This is a genomic window from Komagataeibacter medellinensis NBRC 3288 (assembly GCF_000182745.2).
Classification (GTDB): Bacteria; Pseudomonadota; Alphaproteobacteria; order Acetobacterales; family Acetobacteraceae; genus Komagataeibacter; species Komagataeibacter medellinensis.
In genome coordinates this window covers 1,203,270-1,222,196 of the sequence record NC_016027.1, presented here as the reverse complement: position 1 = coordinate 1,222,196, position 18,927 = coordinate 1,203,270, and the positions used below count along the sequence as shown (strand labels likewise).

The 18,927-nt window shown below is 59.0% G+C and carries 32 protein-coding genes; all 32 read left to right on the top strand.

All coding sequences use genetic code 11. The features are described 5' to 3' along the window. Positions 1-382 precede the first annotated feature (382 nt). The 32 genes from rpsL (at position 383) to GLX_RS05440 (ending at position 18,924) form a co-directional block, all read left to right on the top strand. A complete protein-coding gene (gene rpsL, locus GLX_RS17025; protein WP_003621118.1) occupies positions 383-754 on the top strand; it encodes a 30S ribosomal protein S12 in 372 nt (123 codons plus the stop codon). Between the two features lie 15 nt (positions 755-769). Further along, a complete protein-coding gene (rpsG, locus tag GLX_RS05590; protein WP_007399617.1) occupies positions 770-1,246 on the top strand; it encodes a 30S ribosomal protein S7 in 477 nt (158 codons plus the stop codon). Positions 1,247-1,339: 93 nt separating this feature from the next. Beyond that, the gene (gene tuf, locus GLX_RS05585) at positions 1,340-2,530 is read left to right on the top strand and encodes an elongation factor Tu (RefSeq protein WP_014105031.1); all 1,191 of its coding nucleotides are present in this window, start codon (positions 1,340-1,342) and stop codon (positions 2,528-2,530) included. Between the two features lie 105 nt (positions 2,531-2,635). After that, a complete protein-coding gene (gene rpsJ / locus GLX_RS05580) occupies positions 2,636-2,944 on the top strand; it encodes a 30S ribosomal protein S10 (RefSeq protein WP_007282720.1) in 309 nt (102 codons plus the stop codon). A gap of 10 nt (positions 2,945-2,954) precedes the next feature. Then, positions 2,955-3,638, top strand: a complete 684-nt coding sequence (rplC, locus tag GLX_RS05575; RefSeq protein ID WP_014105030.1) for a 50S ribosomal protein L3 — start codon at positions 2,955-2,957, stop codon at positions 3,636-3,638. 12 nt (positions 3,639-3,650) lie between these two features. Then, on the top strand, positions 3,651-4,265 hold the full coding sequence (rplD, locus tag GLX_RS05570) for a 50S ribosomal protein L4 (RefSeq protein WP_014105029.1): 615 nt from the start codon (positions 3,651-3,653) through the stop codon (positions 4,263-4,265). Between the two features lie 35 nt (positions 4,266-4,300). Next, positions 4,301-4,597: a 50S ribosomal protein L23 gene (locus tag GLX_RS05565; RefSeq protein ID WP_172157796.1), complete on the top strand. Its 297-nt coding sequence runs from the start codon at positions 4,301-4,303 to the stop codon at positions 4,595-4,597. Between the two features lie 16 nt (positions 4,598-4,613). Then, on the top strand, positions 4,614-5,444 hold the full coding sequence (gene rplB, locus GLX_RS05560; RefSeq protein WP_010513082.1) for a 50S ribosomal protein L2: 831 nt from the start codon (positions 4,614-4,616) through the stop codon (positions 5,442-5,444). A gap of 12 nt (positions 5,445-5,456) precedes the next feature. Continuing rightward, positions 5,457-5,735 (top strand): 30S ribosomal protein S19, encoded by a 279-nt coding sequence (rpsS, locus tag GLX_RS05555; RefSeq protein WP_007399623.1) that lies wholly within the window; start codon positions 5,457-5,459, stop codon positions 5,733-5,735. 2 nt (positions 5,736-5,737) lie between these two features. After that, on the top strand, positions 5,738-6,139 hold the full coding sequence (gene rplV, locus GLX_RS05550) for a 50S ribosomal protein L22 (RefSeq protein ID WP_014105028.1): 402 nt from the start codon (positions 5,738-5,740) through the stop codon (positions 6,137-6,139). Between the two features lie 3 nt (positions 6,140-6,142). Then, a complete protein-coding gene (gene rpsC, locus GLX_RS05545) occupies positions 6,143-6,820 on the top strand; it encodes a 30S ribosomal protein S3 (RefSeq protein ID WP_014105027.1) in 678 nt (225 codons plus the stop codon). Positions 6,821-6,874: 54 nt separating this feature from the next. Then, the gene (gene rplP / locus GLX_RS05540) at positions 6,875-7,291 is read left to right on the top strand and encodes a 50S ribosomal protein L16 (RefSeq protein WP_014105026.1); all 417 of its coding nucleotides are present in this window, start codon (positions 6,875-6,877) and stop codon (positions 7,289-7,291) included. A 1-nt stretch (position 7,292) separates the two neighbouring features. Beyond that, positions 7,293-7,529, top strand: coding sequence for a 50S ribosomal protein L29 (gene rpmC / locus GLX_RS05535; RefSeq protein ID WP_014105025.1), 237 nt, complete (start codon positions 7,293-7,295; stop codon positions 7,527-7,529). 13 nt (positions 7,530-7,542) lie between these two features. After that, a complete protein-coding gene (rpsQ, locus tag GLX_RS05530) occupies positions 7,543-7,824 on the top strand; it encodes a 30S ribosomal protein S17 (RefSeq protein ID WP_014105024.1) in 282 nt (93 codons plus the stop codon). Between the two features lie 15 nt (positions 7,825-7,839). Beyond that, the gene (gene rplN / locus GLX_RS05525; protein ID WP_007399629.1) at positions 7,840-8,208 is read left to right on the top strand and encodes a 50S ribosomal protein L14; all 369 of its coding nucleotides are present in this window, start codon (positions 7,840-7,842) and stop codon (positions 8,206-8,208) included. After that, entirely contained in the window at positions 8,209-8,529 is a 321-nt protein-coding gene (gene rplX / locus GLX_RS05520) for a 50S ribosomal protein L24 (protein ID WP_014105023.1), read from the top strand. 10 nt (positions 8,530-8,539) lie between these two features. Further along, on the top strand, positions 8,540-9,109 hold the full coding sequence (rplE, locus tag GLX_RS05515) for a 50S ribosomal protein L5 (protein WP_014105022.1): 570 nt from the start codon (positions 8,540-8,542) through the stop codon (positions 9,107-9,109). 105 nt (positions 9,110-9,214) lie between these two features. After that, complete coding sequence (rpsN, locus tag GLX_RS05510) at positions 9,215-9,520, top strand: 30S ribosomal protein S14 (RefSeq protein WP_007399632.1); 306 nt, start codon at positions 9,215-9,217, stop codon at positions 9,518-9,520. A 12-nt stretch (positions 9,521-9,532) separates the two neighbouring features. Next, a complete protein-coding gene (gene rpsH, locus GLX_RS05505) occupies positions 9,533-9,931 on the top strand; it encodes a 30S ribosomal protein S8 (RefSeq protein ID WP_010506719.1) in 399 nt (132 codons plus the stop codon). Between the two features lie 10 nt (positions 9,932-9,941). Then, positions 9,942-10,475: a 50S ribosomal protein L6 gene (gene rplF / locus GLX_RS05500; RefSeq protein WP_014105021.1), complete on the top strand. Its 534-nt coding sequence runs from the start codon at positions 9,942-9,944 to the stop codon at positions 10,473-10,475. Continuing rightward, on the top strand, positions 10,475-10,837 hold the full coding sequence (rplR, locus tag GLX_RS05495; protein WP_014105020.1) for a 50S ribosomal protein L18: 363 nt from the start codon (positions 10,475-10,477) through the stop codon (positions 10,835-10,837). The genes rplF and rplR overlap by 1 nt, the downstream gene beginning before the upstream one ends. A gap of 17 nt (positions 10,838-10,854) precedes the next feature. Beyond that, positions 10,855-11,433 (top strand): 30S ribosomal protein S5, encoded by a 579-nt coding sequence (gene rpsE / locus GLX_RS05490; protein WP_014105019.1) that lies wholly within the window; start codon positions 10,855-10,857, stop codon positions 11,431-11,433. Continuing rightward, the gene (gene rpmD / locus GLX_RS05485; protein WP_007399639.1) at positions 11,426-11,614 is read left to right on the top strand and encodes a 50S ribosomal protein L30; all 189 of its coding nucleotides are present in this window, start codon (positions 11,426-11,428) and stop codon (positions 11,612-11,614) included. Before rpsE ends, rpmD begins: the two co-directional genes overlap by 8 nt. Before the next feature lies 1 nt (position 11,615). Next, positions 11,616-12,104 (top strand): 50S ribosomal protein L15, encoded by a 489-nt coding sequence (gene rplO, locus GLX_RS05480; RefSeq protein WP_014105018.1) that lies wholly within the window; start codon positions 11,616-11,618, stop codon positions 12,102-12,104. A gap of 158 nt (positions 12,105-12,262) precedes the next feature. Beyond that, positions 12,263-13,612, top strand: coding sequence for a preprotein translocase subunit SecY (secY, locus tag GLX_RS05475; RefSeq protein WP_014105017.1), 1,350 nt, complete (start codon positions 12,263-12,265; stop codon positions 13,610-13,612). Next, positions 13,609-14,268: an adenylate kinase gene (locus GLX_RS05470; RefSeq protein WP_014105016.1), complete on the top strand. Its 660-nt coding sequence runs from the start codon at positions 13,609-13,611 to the stop codon at positions 14,266-14,268. The genes secY and GLX_RS05470 overlap by 4 nt, the downstream gene beginning before the upstream one ends. A 228-nt stretch (positions 14,269-14,496) precedes the next feature. Beyond that, on the top strand, positions 14,497-14,874 hold the full coding sequence (gene rpsM / locus GLX_RS05465) for a 30S ribosomal protein S13 (RefSeq protein WP_007399643.1): 378 nt from the start codon (positions 14,497-14,499) through the stop codon (positions 14,872-14,874). A gap of 78 nt (positions 14,875-14,952) precedes the next feature. After that, positions 14,953-15,345: a 30S ribosomal protein S11 gene (gene rpsK / locus GLX_RS05460; protein ID WP_003621069.1), complete on the top strand. Its 393-nt coding sequence runs from the start codon at positions 14,953-14,955 to the stop codon at positions 15,343-15,345. 127 nt (positions 15,346-15,472) lie between these two features. Continuing rightward, positions 15,473-16,492 (top strand): DNA-directed RNA polymerase subunit alpha, encoded by a 1,020-nt coding sequence (locus GLX_RS05455; protein ID WP_007399646.1) that lies wholly within the window; start codon positions 15,473-15,475, stop codon positions 16,490-16,492. A 33-nt stretch (positions 16,493-16,525) separates the two neighbouring features. Beyond that, the gene (rplQ, locus tag GLX_RS05450) at positions 16,526-16,951 is read left to right on the top strand and encodes a 50S ribosomal protein L17 (RefSeq protein WP_014105015.1); all 426 of its coding nucleotides are present in this window, start codon (positions 16,526-16,528) and stop codon (positions 16,949-16,951) included. 168 nt (positions 16,952-17,119) lie between these two features. Continuing rightward, the gene (locus GLX_RS05445; protein ID WP_014105014.1) at positions 17,120-18,163 is read left to right on the top strand and encodes an ABC transporter substrate-binding protein; all 1,044 of its coding nucleotides are present in this window, start codon (positions 17,120-17,122) and stop codon (positions 18,161-18,163) included. After that, on the top strand, positions 18,160-18,924 hold the full coding sequence (locus tag GLX_RS05440) for an ABC transporter permease (protein ID WP_014105013.1): 765 nt from the start codon (positions 18,160-18,162) through the stop codon (positions 18,922-18,924). Before GLX_RS05445 ends, GLX_RS05440 begins: the two co-directional genes overlap by 4 nt. Positions 18,925-18,927 lie beyond the last annotated feature (3 nt).

Here is an 18,927-nt window from a genome sequence, read left to right as displayed (position 1 = left end):
GTATCTGGCATGATTCGGTGCTGCACTATTGTCACCATCCGATTCAGGCGGTATTCAGCGCCCTGACGGAGCGGTGCTCCGAGTCCGCTGGAACAGAGTCGTTCTGTCGGACTGCTAGCGAATCCTGCGTAAGGCTTGACTTTTGGTCAGTTTGCCCGTAGGTAACGCGCCCTCGGCTAGCCCTGTCTGAAAGACGTTGTTGGCCGTCGAATGCAGCATGCAGACATGCGGTGCCGCAGTCCGGGAATCGGGCTGCCCAGGCCGGATGTAAATATGATGCCCGAACGGATGGTTGTCATTCGTTGGGGTTTTGTTGTGAACGACAGTCGGCAACCAGATATGGGGTTGGCCGGCCGAATTTTGTAAGGATCGGGAAAGGCGTATGCCGACCATCAACCAGTTGATCGCGAAAGGTCGCGAGCCCGCAGCCAAACGCAACAAGGTTCCTGCTCTGCAGGGCTGTCCGCAGAAGCGTGGCGTTTGTACTCGTGTTTACACAACCACACCGAAGAAGCCGAACTCGGCTCTGCGTAAGGTGGCAAAAGTTCGCCTGACCAACGGGTATGAGGTTGTGAGCTATATTCCGGGTGAGGGGCATAACCTCCAGGAACATAGTGTTGTCCTGATCCGTGGTGGTCGCGTTAAGGATCTTCCTGGCGTGCGTTATCACATCCTGCGCGGCGTTCTGGACACCCAGGGTATCGCCAAGCGTCGTCAGCGTCGCTCGCTCTATGGCGCGAAGCGTCCTAAGTAAAAGGAATAACGAGGCATGAGTCGCCGTCATCGCGCAGTAAAGCGCGAGATTCTTCCCGATCCGAAATTTGGTGATGTCGTCATTACGCGTTTCATGAACGCCCTGATGTACGACGGCAAGAAGTCCACAGCCGAAGGGATCGTCTATGGCGCCCTTGAGGTGCTGCGCCGCCGTGGTGGTGCTGCTGCGGACCCCGTGGTGATGTTCCACAGTGCGTTGGACAACGTGAAGCCTGCTGTTGAGGTGCGTTCCCGCCGTGTTGGTGGTGCCACCTACCAGGTTCCGGTTGAAGTCCGAGCTGAGCGCCGTCAGGCGCTGGCCATCCGCTGGCTGATCGACGCGTCGCGCAAGCGGGGCGAGAACACCATGCAGGACCGTCTGTCGAACGAACTTCTTGATGCGGTCAACAATCGTGGCGCAGCGGTCAAGAAGCGCGAAGACACGCACCGCATGGCAGAAGCCAACAAGGCATTCAGTCATTACCGCTGGTAAAGGCGGTCAGGCCGGTCTATTGACCGGCCCGGCTTCCGAAACGGAACTTTCCAACCCGACTCTCGGCACGAGGCCGAGTTAACGGAGAAAAAGATGGCAAAGGCTAAATTTGAGCGGAATAAGCCGCACTGCAACATCGGTACGATTGGTCACGTCGATCACGGCAAGACCTCGCTGACCGCTGCTATCACCAAGACGCTGGCGAAGTCCGGCGGTGCCGAGTTCAAGGCATACGACATGATCGACGCTGCGCCGGAAGAGCGCGCTCGTGGCATTACCATCTCGACCGCCCACGTCGAGTATGAGACTGCTAAGCGTCACTATGCTCACGTCGACTGCCCCGGCCATGCTGACTACGTGAAGAACATGATCACGGGTGCCGCGCAGATGGACGGCGCGATCCTGGTTGTGTCCGCTGCTGACGGCCCGATGCCCCAGACGCGTGAGCACATCCTGCTTGCCCGCCAGGTTGGTGTGCCGGCGCTGGTCGTGTTCCTGAACAAGGTTGATCAGGTTGACGATCCGGAACTGCTGGAACTCGTCGAGATGGAAGTGCGTGAGCTGCTTTCCGCTTACCAGTTCCCCGGCGACGATATTCCCATCATCAAAGGTTCGGCCCTGGTGACGCTGGAAGATGGCGACCCGGAAGTCGGTGAAAACCGCGTTCTGGACCTGATGAATGCCGTTGACGAGTACATTCCGCAGCCGGAGCGTCCGGTTGATCGTCCGTTCCTGATGCCGATCGAAGATGTGTTCTCCATCTCCGGTCGTGGCACTGTGGTGACGGGTCGTGTCGAGCGTGGCGTTGTGAACGTTGGCGACGAAATCGAGATCGTTGGTCTGCGCCCGACGCAGAAGACGACAGTGACTGGTGTCGAAATGTTCCGCAAGCTGCTTGATCGCGGTGAAGCTGGTGACAACATCGGCGCACTGGTGCGTGGCACGAAGCGTGAAGACGTTGAGCGTGGTCAGGTGCTGGCAAAGCCGGGTTCCATCACCCCGCACACCAAGTTCAAGGCGGAAGCCTACATCCTGACGAAGGAAGAAGGTGGCCGTCACACGCCGTTCTTCACCAACTATCGTCCGCAGTTCTATTTCCGCACGACCGACGTCACCGGCGTTGTTCACCTGCCGGAAGGCACGGAAATGGTCATGCCTGGCGATAACGTCGCTATGGATGTGGAGCTGATCGCTCCGATCGCCATGGATGAAGGTCTGCGCTTCGCTATCCGCGAAGGTGGCCGCACCGTTGGTGCAGGTGTTGTTGCTTCCATCACGGCGTGATTGGACAGTAACTGAAGTGTGGTATCCCGGTCGGAGCGATCTGGCCGGGTTTCCATTGCGGATCGGGTTCCCCCGAATCAGGTAAAGTTGGACTGAAACAGAAAGATGGACAACCAGAACATCCGCATTCGCCTGAAGGCGTACGATCATCGGGTGCTTGACAACAGCACGAAAGAGATCGTCAACACGGCGAAGCGTACGGGTGCGCGGGTTCGGGGTCCTATCCCGCTGCCGACGCATATTGAACGGTTTACTGTAAACCGCTCCCCCCACGTGGATAAGAAAAGCCGCGAGCAGTTCGAAATTCGGACCCATCGCCGGCTGCTCGACATTGTCGAGCCGACCCCGCAGACCGTGGACGCTCTCATGAAACTCGACCTCGCCGCTGGCGTGGATGTCGAGATTAAACTCTAAGGTCCAGACGATGCGCACCGGATTGATCGCAAAAAAGCTGGGTATGACCCGGCTGTTCAAGGAAGACGGCACACATGTGCCGGTGACTGTCCTGCAGGTTGATGATCTGCAGGTGGTTGATGTCCGTACCACCGAACGTGACGGCTATACCGCCGTTCAGCTCGGCGCGGGCAATGCCAAGGTCAAAAATGTGTCGAAGCCGAACCGCGGCCATTTTGCCAAGGCCAAGGTCGAGCCCAAGAAGAAGCTGGCTGAATTCCGCGTTGCGGATGATGCTGTCCTGGAAGTCGGGGCTTCTCTGTCCGCCGCCCATTTTGTGGCGGGGCAGAAGGTGGACGTTACCGGCACCAGCAAGGGTAAGGGTTTTGCCGGCGCCATGAAGCGCTGGAACTTTGCCGGTCTCGAAGCCACCCACGGTGTCTCGATCAGTCACCGTTCGCACGGGTCGACGGGTAACCGTCAGGATCCGGGCAAGGTTTTCAAGAACAAGAAGATGGCTGGCCATCTCGGTTCCGAGCGTGTGACCACGCTGAACCTTGAGATTGCGGCTGTCGATGCCGAAAAGAACCTGATCATGATCCGCGGCTCCGTGCCGGGGGGGAAGAACGAGACGGTTCTGGTTCGTGATGCGATCAAGAAGGCCCGTCATGCCGAGGCGCCGTATCCGGCGGCCCTGGTTGAGGCTGCGGGCTGAGGATAGAGGGCAATGGATTACGAGATCAAAACCCTCGATAACGGAAGCGCAGGTACTGCCAGCCTTCCCGACGAGATTTTCGCCGTAACGCCGCGCAATGATATCATGGCGCGTGTGGTGCACTGGCAGCTTGCAAAGCGCCGCGCGGGTACGCACAAGGTCAAGGGCATGGGGGAAATCTCCGGCACGACCAAGAAGCCGTACCGCCAGAAGGGCACAGGTAGCGCCCGTCAGGGTTCGCTGCGTTCGCCGCAGTACCGCACTGGTGGCGTGGTTCATGGTCCGGTCGTGCGCGATCATGGCTATGACCTGCCGAAGAAGGTGCGCCGTTTGGGCCTGATTTCCGCGCTGTCGCAGAAGGCCGCTGAGGGCAAGCTGGTGGTGCTGGATGCAGCGACCGCATCAGGCAAGTCCGCAGAACTGGCCAAGAAGCTGAAGGTTCTGGGCTGGACATCCGCACTGATCGTGGATGCCGCTGTTGAAGAAAACTTTGGCCGAGCTGCGCGCAACCTGCCGAAGATCGACATTCTTCCGACCATCGGTGCGAATGTCTATGACATCCTGAACCACGATGTGCTGGCCATCACCCGCGCAGGCGTTGAGGGTCTGAAGGAGCGTCTGGCATGACCAATATCCTGGCAATCCGCAAGAAGGCGGAACGCATGTCTCGGGAAGCGATGTACGACATCATTCGCTCCCCCCTGATTACGGAGAAGGCGACAGCTCTGTCCGAAAAGAATCAGGTCGGCTTTAAGGTTGCGATCAGCGCGACGAAGCCGGAGATCAAGGTGGCAGTCGAGACGCTGTTCGGTGTGAAGGTTCTGGGTGTCAATACGCTCATCCAGAAGGGTAAGGCCAAGCGCTTCAAGGGTCGTCCCGGCCAGCGTTCGGATGTGAAGAAGGCGTTTGTCCAGCTTGCCGAAGGTCAGTCCATTGACCTGACCGCGAAGCTGGTTTGACGCGGGGTGACAAGAAATGGCATTGAAGCACTTTAATCCAGTTACCCCCAGCCTGCGCGGAACGGTTCTGATCGACCGCAAGGAGCTGTGGAAAGGTAAGCCCGTCAAAGGGCTGACCGAGGGGAAAAACAAGAGCGGCGGTCGTAACAACCATGGCCGCACCACCTCGCGTTTTATCGGTGGTGGACACAAGCAGTCCTACCGCTATGTCGATTTCAAGCGTCGCAAGTTCGATGTGGTCGGCACGGTGGAGCGTCTGGAATATGATCCCAACCGTACGGCCTTCATCGCCCTCATCAAGTATGAGGATGGCGAACTGGCCTACATCATCGCACCGCAGCGCCTCAAGGCAGGTGATCAGGTCGTTGCTGGTGCCCGGGCTGATATCAAGCCGGGTAACGCGATGCCCCTGTCGGCGGTTCCGGTGGGCACGATTATCCACAACATCGAGCTCAAGGCCGGTGGTGGTGGGAAGATCGCCCGTTCCGCTGGTACCTACGCACAGCTGGTCGGCAAAGATGTGGGCTATGCCCAGATTAAGCTGCAGTCCGGTGAACTGCGTGTGGTCCGCGCGGAATGCATGGCTACCATTGGTGCCGTGTCCAACCCGGACAACATGAACCAGCATCTGGGTAAGGCCGGCCGTAACCGCTGGCTGGGCCGCCGTCCGCATAACCGTGGTGTCGTCATGAACCCGGTTGACCATCCGCATGGTGGTGGTGAAGGACGGACTTCAGGCGGTCGTCATCCGGTTACGCCATGGGGCAAGCCGACTAAGGGTTACAAGACCAGGGTCAACAAGCGTACGGACAGTCTGATCATCCGTCGCCGGAAGACCGGCAAGTAAGGGGCATTTAAGATGGCACGTTCCGTCTGGAAGGGCCCGTTCGTGGACGGGTATCTGCTGAACAAAGCCGATGCATCGCGCGCGTCGGGCCGTAACGAAGTGATCAAGATCTGGTCGCGTCGATCCACCATCCTGCCGCAGTTCGTCGGACTGACGTTCGGCGTCTATAATGGGCACAAATTCCTGCCCGTGCAGGTTTCCGAGAATATGGTGGGGCACAAGTTCGGTGAGTTTTCACCGACCCGTACCTTCACGGGTCATTCTTCGGACAAGAAAGCGAAGCGGGGCTGATCATGAGCAAGCCTAAGCATCCGCGTACGCTCGCGGAAACCGAGGCGCAGGCGCTGACGCGGAACATCCGCATCAGCCCGCGCAAGCTGAATCTTGTTGCGGGTCTGATCCGCAACAAGCCGGCTGCGCAGGCAATCGCCACCCTCACATTCTCCAAGCGTCGTATTGCCCAGCAGGTTAAGAAGACCCTGGAAAGTGCGATTGCCAATGCCGAGAATAACCATCAGCTTGATGTTGATCAGCTGATTGTTGCCCGTGCAGAGGTAGGTAAGTCGATCGTGATGCGTCGTTTCCACGCACGTGGTCGTGGCCGTTCGGCCCGCATCGAGAAGTTCTTCAGCCACCTGACCATCGTTGTGGCGGAAAAGAAGCCCGAAGCTGAAACCGAAAAGAAGGCGGCCTGATTCATGGGACATAAAGTTAACCCGATTGGGCTGCGGCTCGGTATTAACCGGACATGGGACAGTCGCTGGTACGCCGATGCCGATTATGCACGCCTGTTGCATGATGACCTGAAGCTGCGCGCCTATCTGCGGCGCAAGCTGTCAGGTGCCGGTGTGTCCCGCGTGGTGATCGAGCGTCCGGCTAAGAAGCCGCGCGTGACCATCTACGCCGCCCGTCCGGGCGTGGTGATTGGCAAGAAGGGCCAGGATATCGATGTGTTGCGCAAGGATTTGGCCCGTATGGCCAAGACCGATGTTGCGCTGAACATTGTTGAGATCCGCAAGCCGGAAATCGATGCGACCTTGGTGGCAGAGAACATTGCCCAGCAGCTTGAGCGTCGTGTTGCTTTCCGTCGTGCCATGAAGCGTGCTGTGCAGTCCGCCATGCGCCTGGGCGCGCAGGGGATCCGGATCAACTGCTCGGGTCGTTTGGGTGGCGCGGAAATCGCACGTGTCGAGTGGTATCGTGAAGGTCGCGTGCCGCTGCATACGCTGCGTGCGGATATCGATTACGGTGTGGCGACCGCCAAGACGACCTACGGCACCTGTGGTGTGAAGGTCTGGATCTTCAAGGGTGAGATTCTTGCCCATGATCCGCTGGCGCAGGACCGTCGCGCCGCCGAACAGGCTCCGCAGCGCTAAGCTGCGGGGTCAAATGGACCCAGATGCGCCAGGCGGCGTGTGAGGATTTAGAAAATGCTTTCTCCCAAGCGGACAAAGTACCGCAAGGCCCACAAGGGCCGCATTCATGGGCTGGCCAAGGGTGGCACAACCTTGAATTTCGGAGCCTTCGGCCTGAAGGCTCTCCAGCCCGAACGGATCACGGCCCGCCAGATCGAAGCTGCCCGTCGTGCCATTACCCGCGCCATGAAACGTGCTGGTCGAGTGTGGATTCGGATTTTCCCGGATCTTCCGGTCTCGACAAAGCCCGCAGAAGTGCGTATGGGGTCCGGCAAGGGGTCGCCTGAATATTGGGTGGCTCGTGTGAAACCGGGTCGTATCCTGTTCGAGATCGAAGGCGTGTCGCCTGAAGTCGCGCGTGAAGCGCTGGCTCTGGGTGCTGCAAAGCTGCCGATCAAGACCAAGTTCGTGACCCGTATCGGAGAGGCGTGAGATGGCAAAGGCAACAAAGCCGGCCGATCTGCGTGCCAAGACTGTTGAAGAACTTGATACGCTTCTCGTTGATCTGAAGCGCGAGCAGTTCAATCTTCGGTTCCAGCATGCGACCGGCCAGACCGAGGGTCAGTCCCGTATGCGCGCGGTTCGTCGTGACATCGCGCGTGTGAAGACGATTGCAACCCAGGTTGTGAAGAAGAGTTCTGCTGGCCACGCGCCAGCAGTAAAGTCCTGAAGGGAGACGGGCGATGCCAAGGCGCGTCCTGACCGGGCGGGTAACGAGCGACAAGATGGACAAGACCGTAACGGTTCTTGTCGATCGTCGCATTATCCACCCGCTGTATAAGAAGTTCATTCGTCGCTCCAAGAAGTATGCGGCGCATGATGGCTTAAATGAATGCAAGGTGGGCGACACGGTGCGCATTGAAGAATGCAAGCCGATTTCCCGCCGCAAGACCTGGACTGTCGTTGTCCGGAATGGCCAGCCACTCGTTGCTGCCGCCGGTGCCACGTCCGGTGCGCAGGCGTAAAGAAGGGCATAGACCATGATCCATCCCGAGACCAACCTTGACGTCGCCGATAATTCTGGCGCGCGTCAGGTGCAGTGCATCAAGGTGCTGGGCGGTTCCAAGCGGAAGACTGCCTCGGTCGGCGACGTGATTGTCGTGTCCGTCAAGGAAGCCATTCCCCGCGGTAAGGTCAAGAAGGGCGATGTTCACCAGGCGGTGATCGTTCGTACGTCCTACCCGGTGCGTCGTGCTGACGGCAGCGCCATCCGGTTTGACCGCAATGCGGCCGTGCTGATTAACAAGCAGCAGGAGCCGATCGGTACCCGTATTTTTGGCCCGGTCGTGCGTGAACTGCGTGCGCGCAAGTTCATGAAGATCATTTCGCTGGCGCCGGAGGTGCTGTAAATGGCTGCTCGTATCAAGAAGGGTGACCAGGTTCTGGTCATCACCGGTGGTTCCAAGGGAACCCGTGGGGAGGTCGTGACAGTCCTGCCAGCAGCCAACAAGGCCGTTGTGCGTGGTGTAGCGATTGCCAAGCGTCATACCCGTCCCTCCCGCATGGGTGAGCAGGGTGGTATTGTCCAGAAGGAAATGCCCGTTCATCTGTCCAACCTGAAGCTGATCGATCCCAAGAGTGGCGATCCGACCAAGGTCGGCTTTCGCGTTCTGGAAGATGGTCGCAAGGTTCGTGTCGCCAAGGCGACCGGCGAAGTAATCGAAGGCTGAGGAGGCGGGTATGTCTGAAGTGAAAGAAGCCCGTCCCGTGCCGCGCATGCAGCAGCGCTACCTGACGGAAATGCGTGCGAAGCTGCGCGAGCAGTTCGGTTACGCCAACGAGATGCAGGTTCCCCGTCTTGAGAAGATCGTCCTGAACATGGGCGTGGGTGAGGCGGCTGGTGACCAGAAGAAGCTGGACGCCGCACTGAAGGAAATGACCCTCATTGCCGGTCAGAAGCCGGTCAAGACGGTTGCCAAGAAGGCGATCGCAGGCTTCAAGATCCGTGAAGGTCTGCCTATCGGCTGCAAGGTGACGCTGCGTCGCACGCAGATGTTCGAGTTCCTTGATCGGCTGGTGACGATCGCCCTGCCGCGCGTGCGTGATTTCCGCGGACTGCCGGCGAACAAGGGTTTCGATGGTCGTGGCAACTTTGCGATGGGCCTGAAGGAACAGATTGTCTTCCCGGAAATCGAATACGACAAAGTAGACGAAATCCGCGGCATGGATATCATCTTCGTGACCACCGCGAAGACGGATGCGGAAGCAAAGGCTCTGCTCAAGGCGTTTGATCTGCCCTTCTCTGCATAAAATGTAGAGAAAGGGCTTCCGTCTGAAGTCCAGAAGACCTAATACACACGTTGTTTGGAAAACCGTTGGGACTGGCCCAACAGGTTCCGGAGGGTAAAACAAGGCATGGCCAAAATTTCCGCCGTTAACCGGAATGTCAAGCGCGAGCGCATGGCAACCCGGGATCGGGCTAAGCGGACTGCGTTGAAGAACATCATCATGGACCGCTCTCTGCCGGTCGAGGATCGATTTGATGCATCGCTCAAGCTTGCTGAACTTCCTCGCAATGGTTCGCGCGTCCGCGTGCGTCTGCGCTGCAAGTTGACGGGGCGTCCCCGCGCCAATTACAGAAAGTTCGAACTCTGCCGTATCGCCCTGCGCGACCTGGCCTCCAATGGTCAGATCCCGGGTATGGTTAAATCGAGCTGGTAAGGGCAGGGAACGATGTCACTTTCTGATCCTTTGGGTGATCTGCTCACCCGGATCCGCAACGCGCAGCGTGCACGGCATGCTGCCTGCGTGGCGCCGGCTTCCAAGCTGCGCGCCAGTGTTCTCGAGGCCCTGCGCCGCGAGGGCTATATTCGTGGTTTCTCCCGCGAGGAACTGCGCAAGGGTGTGGCCCAGCTGCGCATCGAGCTGAAGTATCTCGATGGTGAGCCGGTCATCAAAGAAATCCACCGTGTGTCCAAGCCTGGCCGCCGTGTCTATTCCAAGATCAAGGAATTACCGCGCGTCTATGCCGGGCTGGGTGTGTCGATCCTGTCGACTCCCCGCGGTGTTCTGTCCGATGCGGAGGCCCGCGCTGCCAATGTTGGCGGTGAAGTCCTCTGCCGTGTGTTCTAAGGAGGGATAAATGTCGCGAGTGGGCAAATATCCCGTCGAAGTTCCGTCGGGCGTTCAGGTTTCCATTACTGATGGTGTGCTGACGGCAAAAGGCAAGCTTGGTGAACTCAAGCTGCTGCTGTCCGGGCATGTTGCAGTCGATGTTGCTGACGGCAAGGTTGCGGTCAAGCCGGTTGGTACGCTGGCTCAGGCCCGTATGATGTGGGGGACCACGCGTTCCCTGATCGCGGGTATGGTCAAGGGCGTATCCGAAGGGTTTTCCAAGACTCTGGAAATCTCCGGCACAGGTTACCGTGCTGCGGTGCAGGGCAAGAACCTGGTCATGAACCTTGGTTATTCGCATGACATCGTCTATGCGATTCCTGAAGGTATCAAGATCACCACCCCGCGGCCGACGGCCGTGACGGTCGAGGGAATCGACAAGCAGCGGGTTGGTCAGGTGGCACTGGATATCCGTAGCTTCCGCAAGCCCGAGCCCTACAAGGGCAAGGGTGTCCGTTATGAAACGGAAACCATCCGTCGCAAGGAAGGCAAGAAGAAATAATGAGCACGCAGAAGGATCTGCGGGAACGGCGGCGTCAGCGCCTTCGTTTCCAGCTTCGCCGCAAGAGCGGTGGCCGTCCGCGTCTGTCGGTGTTCCGCTCAGGCAAGAACATCTACGCGCAGGTGATCGACGATGCTGCTGGCCGTACGCTGGCTGCCGCGTCATCCCTGGAAAAAGACCTGCGTTCTGCCCTCAAGGGTGGAACGGATGTCACGGCGGCGGGTGCGGTCGGCAAGCTTCTGGCGGAGCGCGCGGTGGCTGCAGGTGTGTCGAAGGTCGTTTTCGACCGCGGCGCGTATCTCTATCATGGGCGTATCAAGGCCCTGGCGGAGGCTGCCCGTGAGGGCGGTCTCTCGTTCTGACGGAAGGGTCACGCATAATGGCACGTGAACCGAGAGAAGGCGGCCGGGGTGGTCGCGATCGCGATCGCGAAGGCGACGATCTGGTCGACAAGCTGGTCACGATCAATCGTGTTGCTAAGGTAGTAAAGGGCGGTCGCCGCTTTGCATTCGCAGCACTGGTTGTGGTTGGTGACCAGAAGGGTCGCGTAGGGTTTGGTGCGGGCAAGGCCCGTGAAGTCCCCGAGGCGATCCGTAAGGCAACCGACCGCGCCAAGCGCACCATGATCCGCGTTCCAATGAAGGAAGGCCGTACGCTGCATCACGATGTGGCCGGTCACTTCGGGGCGGGCAAGGTGGTCCTGCGCTCTGCTGATGCAGGCACGGGCATCATTGCCGGTGGTCCGATGCGCGCCGTGTTCGAAAGCCTGGGCATCAATGACGTGGTGGCCAAGTCGCTTGGAACCCGGAACCCGCACAACATGGTCAAGGCGACGTTCGCCGCGCTGGAGCGTTGCGCCAGCCCGCGTTCGGTAGCCAACCGCCGTGGCAAGAAGGTTTCCGACATTCTGGGTCGCCGCGAGGCTGCGGTAGCGACGGAGGCTGCGGCCGATGTCTGATACCAAGGCAACCATTCGCGTTACCCAGCTACATTCCGGGAACGGACAGAAGCCGGGCCAGCAGGCTACGCTGGTCGGTCTTGGCCTGAACAAGATCGGTCGGACCCGCGAACTGGAGGATACTCCTTCAGTTCGCGGCATGATCCGCAAGGTGTCCCACCTGATCAAGGTGGAGGATTGAGATGAACCTGAACGAACTTCGTGACAACGAAGGCGCGCGCTATACAAAGAAGCGCCTTGGTCGCGGTATCGGCTCTGGAAAGGGCAAGACGTCCGGCAAGGGCGTCAAGGGGCAGAAGGCACGCTCTGGCGTGTCACTGAACGGTTTTGAAGGCGGTCAGCTGCCCATCTACCGTCGTCTGCCCAAGCGTGGCTTCAAGAACATCTTCCGCAAGGATTATGCGGTGGTGAATCTGGGCACGCTGGACAAGGCCATCGCGGCAGGCAAGGTTGATGCTAAGGCTGTCGTGACGGAAGAAGTGCTGATCAAGGCCGGCCTGATCGGTTCGGGTCGCTTTGCCGGTATCCGCCTGCTTGGTGACGGTGAACTGAGTCATGCTGTGACCATTGAAGTGGCCGGAGCTTCCGCCGGCGCCATTGCCGCAGTGGAAAAAGCTGGTGGCAAGGTGCAGGTCAAAGTGCAGAAGCAGCAGGCTCCTGCCGCGGAATGACCGGTTCGGGATACAGACGCGTTCTGTACCCGAAGCATAATAAAAGCGATGCTGCTTGCACTCGGCGGGCGCATCGCTTTATTACTTTCTGCGGTTTTTTTTATCATGACAGCGTCCCGCCTCCAGCGGTGGCGCTGTTCTTGTGAAAGGATGGGCGCATGGCCTCCGCGGCCGAACAGTTGGCTGCCAATTTGAATTTCAGCTCCTTCGCCAATGCGACGGAACTGAAGAAGCGTATCTGGTTCACCCTTGGTGCGCTGATCGTTTACCGGATTGGCACCTATATCCCCGTTCCTGGCGTCGATGCGACGGTGATGGGGCAGCTTCTGGCCCGGCATCAGGGCGGTATTCTGGGTATGTTCGACATGTTTACAGGTGGTGCGCTGGGGCGCATGACCGTATTCGCATTGAATATCATGCCCTATATCAGCGCTTCGATCATTGTACAGTTGATGTCAGCGGCCATTCCCTCCCTCGAGGCCCTGAAGAAGGAAGGGGAGGGCGGACGGCGCAAGCTCAATGAATATACGCGCTATCTGACGGTCGTGATTGCTCTGTTTCAGGCCTACGGCATAGCTATCGGGCTTGAGAACATGCATACCGAGGCCGGGTCTGCCGTTGTCTCCCCTGGCATGTTCTTCATCGTTTCGTGCGTTCTTACCCTTGTGGGCGGGACCATGTTCTTGATGTGGCTGGGTGAACAGATCACGTCGCGGGGAGTCGGTAACGGGATCTCGCTGATCATCTTCGCCGGTATTGTGGCAAATCTGCCCAATGCCCTGGCGAGTCTGTTCCAGCTTGGATACACCGGCGCGCTTTCCCCGTTCTTCGTGTTGGTCTTTCTGGTACTGGCTGCCATCACCATTGCGTTCATCGTGTTTATGGAATTGGCGCAACGCAGGGTTGTCATCCAATACCCCAAGCGGCAGGTCGGTCAGCGGATGTTTGGGGGGGATTCCACCCACATGCCGCTCAAGGTCAATACTGCGGGGTCCATTCCGCCTATCTTCGCCTCCTCCGTATTGCTGATTCCGGTCACGATTGCCGGATTCGTCAATAATAGTTCCATGCCGGGATGGCTGTCCTTCCTGGGGCAGGAGCTGGGGCAGGGACAGCCTCTCTACATGCTGTTCTATGCGGCGATGATTGTGTTCTTCTCGTATTTCTATGCGGCGGTGACGTTTAACCCGCAGGAAACGGCAGAGAACCTGCGCAAGCAGGGTGGCTTTGTGCCGGGTATCCGCCCCGGAGCGAACACGGCTGCGTTCTTTGATCGCATCCTGACCCGCATCACAACCATCGGTGCGCTCTATCTGGTGGCGGTCTGCCTGTTGCCGCAGATCCTGATCAGTCATTACAACGTGCCTTTCTATTTTGGCGGTACGAGTCTGATCATTATCGTGACGGTAACGATTGATACGGTCACACAGGTGCAGTCGCATCTTGTGGCGCACCAGTATCAGGGACTCATGCGCCGGGGACGGGGCAGAAAGGGTAGAATGCGTTGAACATCATTTTTCTTGGACCGCCAGGTGCCGGTAAAGGCACGCAGTCAAAACGACTGGAAGAGCGGTATGGAATCGCACAGATCTCGACCGGGGATATGCTGCGCGCGGAAGTTGCGGCGGGCAGCCTCCTGGGGAAGCAGGTCAAGACAATCATGGCGGAAGGCAGGCTTGTCCCTGATGACCTGATCATTGCCATGATCGAGAGCCGTATCCGCCAACCCGATTGCGCGAAGGGCTTTATCCTTGATGGATTCCCGCGCACCCGTGCGCAGGCTGAGGCGCTTGATACGATGCTGGCGCGTAGCGGGCAGCATATCGATGCGGTGCTGCTGCTGGATGTGGATGAAGAAGCCTTGGCCGACCGCATAGCGGGCCGTTATACCTGCGCCAAGTGTGGGGCGGGCTATAACGATGTGTTCAAGCGGCCGAAGGTTGAAGGTACATGCGATGTGTGTGGTGGGCATGAGTTCATTCGCCGGGAAGATGACCGGCGTGAAACTGTTGCCGCACGCCTGAAAACCTACCGTGAACTGACGGCGCCGATCCTGCCTTATTATGAAGCGGAGAAGCGCCTGTACCGTATCGATGGTATGGCCGACATTGACGTGGTGACACGGGAAGTGTTTGCAGTTATCGATCGTATCACTAAAAAGTGATTAGAAATAATTGACTCATAGGGGGGCAGCAGTATATTGCGCGCCCTCAAGGTATGAATGTCGTGTTGAGTCGGGCTTAACAGTCCGGCGCGCACGGCCTGAATGAATGATGCTGGGTTGGCCGGTTAGACCGGTATGTTCACGGCGCTCCTGCCAATCGGGCAGGTGGTGTGAAGCAGCCCTGCCTAAATGTAGTGCCCCGAACAGGGCGGACGAGGAGTAAGTGGCGTGGCACGTATTGCCGGCGTGAACATCCCAACTAACAAGCGGGTCACAATTGCCCTGCGTTATATCTATGGTATCGGGGCGACGAAGGCCCAGGCGATCTGCGACCAGCTGGAAATCCCGGCTGAGCGGCGCGTGAATGAACTGTCTGATGATGAGATCGGCAAGATCCGTGAACTGATCGACAGCAATTACCGCGTGGAAGGTGATCTTCGCCGTGAAGTGGCGATGAACATCAAGCGTCTGATGGACCTTGGCTGTTACCGTGGCCTGCGTCACCGGCGCGGGCTGCCTGTCCATGGTCAGCGGACTCATACCAACGCCCGTACCCGTAAGGGTAAGGCCGTGGCTATTGCGGGCAAGAAGAAGGCAACCCGCTAATCAGCGGATTGCCAGGTATGAAAGCACGGGGCGTTATCTGTCCCGCGCACCGTTTGAACTGACAGGATCGAGAAAACTATGGCGAAAGCTGCGGCTCCGCGTATTCGCAAGAAAGAGCGGAAAAACATCATTTCCGGTGTGGCGCATGTGCTGTCCACATTTAACAACACCATGATCACCATCTCCGATGCCCAGGGTAATGCGATTGCCTGGTCTTCTGCTGGTGCTCAGGGCTTCAAGGGATCGCGCAAGTCCACCCCGTATGCAGCGCAGGTTGCAGCCGAGGATGCAGGCCGCAAGGCACGTGAGCACGGCATGGAGACGCTGGAAATTGAGGTTTCCGGTCCCGGGTCGGGGCGTGAGAGCGCCCTGCGTGCCCTCCAGGCTGTCGGTTTCTCGATCACGGCCATCCGCGACATGACGCCGGTGCCGCATAACGGTTGCCGTCCGCGCAAGCGCCGTCGCGTCTGATCGGCGTCCCGCGTTAGTCGTATTCCCCCGCATGCGGGGGAAGATTGTCATTCCGGTATCTCCCCGTGGGGTGGGGTACCATCTGCCGCCATAAAAAGCGGCAGATCAGTCTTGAAAGGCCATTACCTTGGTCCTCCAGAAAAACTGGCAATCCCTGATCAAGCCGGAAAAGCTGGAAGTCGAACCGGGGGCGGAACCTTCACGCATTGCTACAGTTGTTGCCGAACCGCTGGAACGCGGCTTTGGCATGACGCTGGGTAACGCGATCCGTCGGGTTCTGCTGTCGTCCCTGCAGGGGGCTGCGGTTACGGCAATCCAGATTGACGGCGTACTGCATGAATTCTCGTCGGTGGCGGGTGTTCGTGAAGACGTGACCGATATCGTGCTCAACATCAAGCAGCTCGCGTTGCGGATGCATGGTGAAGGCCCCAAGCGCATGGTGCTGACGGCCACTGGCCCCGGTGAAGTGCGTGCCGGCCAGATCCAGACCGGGCATGACATTGAGGTCATGAACCCAGATCTCGTGATTTGTACCCTTGATGAAGGGGTGAAGTTCGGGATGGAGTTCACCGTGAACATGGGCAAGGGGTATGTTCCGGCAGCGGCCAACCGCCCGGAAGATGCGCCGATCGGCCTAATCCCGGTTGATGCCATCTACTCGCCCGTGCGCCGCGTGTCCTACAAGGTCGAGCAGACCCGCGTGGGTCAGGTCACTGATTATGACCGCCTGCTGCTGACAGTCGAGACCAACGGTGCGGTAACGCCTGAAGATGCCGTGGCACTTGCCGCGCGGATTCTGCAGGACCAGCTCCAGCTGTTCATCAACTTCGATGAGCCGCGCACGGTGCGCACGGAAGAACCGCAGGACGATCTGCCGTTCAACCGCAACCTGCTGCGCAAGGTGGATGAACTGGAGCTGTCGGTTCGTAGCGCCAACTGCCTGAAGAACGACAACATCGTCTATATCGGTGATCTGGTTCAGAAGACCGAGCAAGAGATGCTGCGCACGCCGAACTTCGGCCGCAAGTCGCTCAACGAGATCAAGGAAGTCCTGACTGCCATGGGGCTTTCACTGGGTATGAATGTCCCGGCCTGGCCGCCGGAAAATATCGAAGATCTGGCGAAGAGGCTCGACGAGCCGTTCTGATCCTCTGAACCGGATAAAACAGGAAATTACATCATGCGTCACGGTGTTGCCGGCCGTAAGCTCGGCGTTACCTCGTCCCATCGACTGGCCATGTTTCGCAACATGGCTGTCGCCCTGATCAAGCACGAACAGATCACCACTACATTGCCCAAGGCGAAGGAGCTGCGCCCGGTTGTGGAGAAGCTGATCACCCTTGGCAAGCGTGGCGACCTGCACGCCCGCCGTCTGGCTTTCGCTCAGCTGCGTGACGACAAGATCGTGTCCAAGCTGTTTGCCACCGTGGCTGACCGCTACAAGACGCGCCAGGGTGGTTACACCCGTGTGCTGCGTGCGGGCATGCGCCATGGCGATGCGGCTGACATGGCCGTAATCGAACTGGTTGACCGCGATGTGTCGGCGAAGGGTCAGGACAGCGGTCCGCGCCCCGAAGCCAACCATGAAGAAAACCTGGCTGCCTGAGGCTGTCTGGTTTTTTACGAAAACCCGGCTTCGGCCGGGTTTTTTTGTGACTTTTTTTAAACCAACATTATTTTATCGTTATATAGAAATTCAATCTGGATTACATATGGTTTCCATAGTGTATTGAACCATATATTCCTTTACCGCGTAGCAGACAGGGCTTTTGCCATGACAGAATCCCCATTCCGGCGTGTAATACGTCGCAGCCTTCATGCACTGGTGGCGGCACTGGGCTTGTGCGGGAGTGCCCATGCCGCCACGGTGCGTGTTGGCTATATCCCGGTTATTGGCTCTGCGCCGCTGTTTGTCATGCAGGGTAAGAACTGGGCACGCGATGCCGGGATCGACATGCAGCTTGTTCGCTTCCAGTCCGGGCCACAGGCAATACAGGCATTGGTATCAGGCAAGATCGATGCCTATGTCGCGGGTGTCCTGCCGCTGCTGCAGGCGCGTGCGCATGGCGCGGACGTGAAGGTCGTGGCCAGTGCGGCGACAGAGGAACTGGAAGTTGTCTCACGTGGCGCGCTGGCGGTGGACCTACCTGAACAGCCTGCCCCGCTTGGTCCCGATGCGCTGCGTCAGCGCTTTGCCGATTTTACGGGCAAGGCAGGCCACAAACCCAAGATCGCAGCCCAGCCCATGGGTTCGGTGCCTGATACCCTGCTGCGCTTCTGGCTCAAGGCGCGTAACGGGCTGGAACCGGATCAGGTGACAGATATTGTTGGTATTGATATTGATGCGGCCCAGCAGGCATTCCTGGCGGGTGCGGTGGATGCGGCCATCCTGCGTGAGCCTGCGCTGACCATTATCCGCCACCGTATGCCCGGCATGCGGGTTCTGGCTTCTGGCCATGACCTCATGCCCGGCCAGCCCGGTTCGGTGCTGGCTATCCTCAATGAGGACGCGCCAGACCGCGCCGCGTGGAAAGGTGCGTTCATCAGCAGCTTTGTCAAGGCAACGCACCTGCTGGCAACGGACCCCGAACAGGCTGAACCCTACGTGCAGCAGGCCCTTGGCGGCGGTATGCTGCCCAAGGATATCATTATCGAGGCGCTGAAGGCTTCGGCGGCCGGGTTCGTGTCCGACCCGGCGAAAATTGTGGATGCGGTAGGCAAGTTACAGGATTTCGAAGTCCAGGTCGGCCTACTGCACAAGGCAGAGCCCGTGGAGGCACTGTTCGACCAGGAACCCTACAAGCAGATCGCTCAATGACCATGCGGCATTCTGCCCTGCTGCGTCCACTGCTGGGCGCGGTGGGTCTTGGAGTTCTGTTTGGCATGTGGGAGGCCGCCATCCGCCTTGGCTGGGTGCCATCGGGCCTGCTACCCGCGCCCACCAGCCTTGGTCCGGCCTGGCTGGGGGAAGTACGCAGTGGTGCCTGGACACAGGCCATATGCGATAGCCTGACCCATTACCTGACCGGCCTGCTGGCGGGTTCCGTGCTGGGTACGCTGCTTGGCCTGCTGTGCGGGACGGTGCTGCTGCTTGATGGCCTGCTATCGGGTGTGGTGCGGGTACTGCGGCCCATTCCGGGGCTGGCATGGGTGCCCTTTGCCATTCTGTGGTTCGGGCTCAATACGGCGGGGGCCACGTTTGTCATCGCCGTTTCGGTCTTCTGGATCAATTTCTACGCGGCCTACGGGGCCGTGCAGTCGATTGACCCGGACCTGTACGAAGTCGCGGCCTCGTTCGGGCATGGCGGGTTCTGGGCACGGCTGCGCACGGTGGTCATTCCGGCATCCGCTCCCGGCGTGCTGGCGGGGCTGCGTACGGGGCTGGGACAGGCATGGATGTCGGTTGTGGCGGCGGAACTGTTTGGCGTTCCGGGCATTGGCGCGCGGATGATGCAGGCCTCCAGCCTGCTGGCAACTGATCTTGTCGTGGTCTACATGCTGACCATGGCCCTGCTCTATGCGCTGACCGATACGCTGTTCATGCTGGTGCGCAGGCGGTTGCTGGGCTGGCAGGGTTAGGGA

Coding starts and splice junctions, on each gene's coding strand:
- rpsL (WP_003621118.1), top strand. CDS start 383: ATGCCGACCATCAACCAGTTGATCGCGAAAGGTCGCGAGCCCGCAGCC.
- rpsG (WP_007399617.1), top strand. CDS start 770: ATGAGTCGCCGTCATCGCGCAGTAAAGCGCGAGATTCTTCCCGATCCG.
- tuf (WP_014105031.1), top strand. CDS start 1,340: ATGGCAAAGGCTAAATTTGAGCGGAATAAGCCGCACTGCAACATCGGT.
- rpsJ (WP_007282720.1), top strand. CDS start 2,636: ATGGACAACCAGAACATCCGCATTCGCCTGAAGGCGTACGATCATCGG.
- rplC (WP_014105030.1), top strand. CDS start 2,955: ATGCGCACCGGATTGATCGCAAAAAAGCTGGGTATGACCCGGCTGTTC.
- rplD (WP_014105029.1), top strand. CDS start 3,651: ATGGATTACGAGATCAAAACCCTCGATAACGGAAGCGCAGGTACTGCC.
- GLX_RS05565 (WP_172157796.1), top strand. CDS start 4,301: ATGTCTCGGGAAGCGATGTACGACATCATTCGCTCCCCCCTGATTACG.
- rplB (WP_010513082.1), top strand. CDS start 4,614: ATGGCATTGAAGCACTTTAATCCAGTTACCCCCAGCCTGCGCGGAACG.
- rpsS (WP_007399623.1), top strand. CDS start 5,457: ATGGCACGTTCCGTCTGGAAGGGCCCGTTCGTGGACGGGTATCTGCTG.
- rplV (WP_014105028.1), top strand. CDS start 5,738: ATGAGCAAGCCTAAGCATCCGCGTACGCTCGCGGAAACCGAGGCGCAG.
- rpsC (WP_014105027.1), top strand. CDS start 6,143: ATGGGACATAAAGTTAACCCGATTGGGCTGCGGCTCGGTATTAACCGG.
- rplP (WP_014105026.1), top strand. CDS start 6,875: ATGCTTTCTCCCAAGCGGACAAAGTACCGCAAGGCCCACAAGGGCCGC.
- rpmC (WP_014105025.1), top strand. CDS start 7,293: ATGGCAAAGGCAACAAAGCCGGCCGATCTGCGTGCCAAGACTGTTGAA.
- rpsQ (WP_014105024.1), top strand. CDS start 7,543: ATGCCAAGGCGCGTCCTGACCGGGCGGGTAACGAGCGACAAGATGGAC.
- rplN (WP_007399629.1), top strand. CDS start 7,840: ATGATCCATCCCGAGACCAACCTTGACGTCGCCGATAATTCTGGCGCG.
- rplX (WP_014105023.1), top strand. CDS start 8,209: ATGGCTGCTCGTATCAAGAAGGGTGACCAGGTTCTGGTCATCACCGGT.
- rplE (WP_014105022.1), top strand. CDS start 8,540: ATGTCTGAAGTGAAAGAAGCCCGTCCCGTGCCGCGCATGCAGCAGCGC.
- rpsN (WP_007399632.1), top strand. CDS start 9,215: ATGGCCAAAATTTCCGCCGTTAACCGGAATGTCAAGCGCGAGCGCATG.
- rpsH (WP_010506719.1), top strand. CDS start 9,533: ATGTCACTTTCTGATCCTTTGGGTGATCTGCTCACCCGGATCCGCAAC.
- rplF (WP_014105021.1), top strand. CDS start 9,942: ATGTCGCGAGTGGGCAAATATCCCGTCGAAGTTCCGTCGGGCGTTCAG.
- rplR (WP_014105020.1), top strand. CDS start 10,475: ATGAGCACGCAGAAGGATCTGCGGGAACGGCGGCGTCAGCGCCTTCGT.
- rpsE (WP_014105019.1), top strand. CDS start 10,855: ATGGCACGTGAACCGAGAGAAGGCGGCCGGGGTGGTCGCGATCGCGAT.
- rpmD (WP_007399639.1), top strand. CDS start 11,426: ATGTCTGATACCAAGGCAACCATTCGCGTTACCCAGCTACATTCCGGG.
- rplO (WP_014105018.1), top strand. CDS start 11,616: ATGAACCTGAACGAACTTCGTGACAACGAAGGCGCGCGCTATACAAAG.
- secY (WP_014105017.1), top strand. CDS start 12,263: ATGGCCTCCGCGGCCGAACAGTTGGCTGCCAATTTGAATTTCAGCTCC.
- rpsK (WP_003621069.1), top strand. CDS start 14,953: ATGGCGAAAGCTGCGGCTCCGCGTATTCGCAAGAAAGAGCGGAAAAAC.
- rplQ (WP_014105015.1), top strand. CDS start 16,526: ATGCGTCACGGTGTTGCCGGCCGTAAGCTCGGCGTTACCTCGTCCCAT.
- GLX_RS05445 (WP_014105014.1), top strand. CDS start 17,120: ATGACAGAATCCCCATTCCGGCGTGTAATACGTCGCAGCCTTCATGCA.
- GLX_RS05440 (WP_014105013.1), top strand. CDS start 18,160: ATGACCATGCGGCATTCTGCCCTGCTGCGTCCACTGCTGGGCGCGGTG.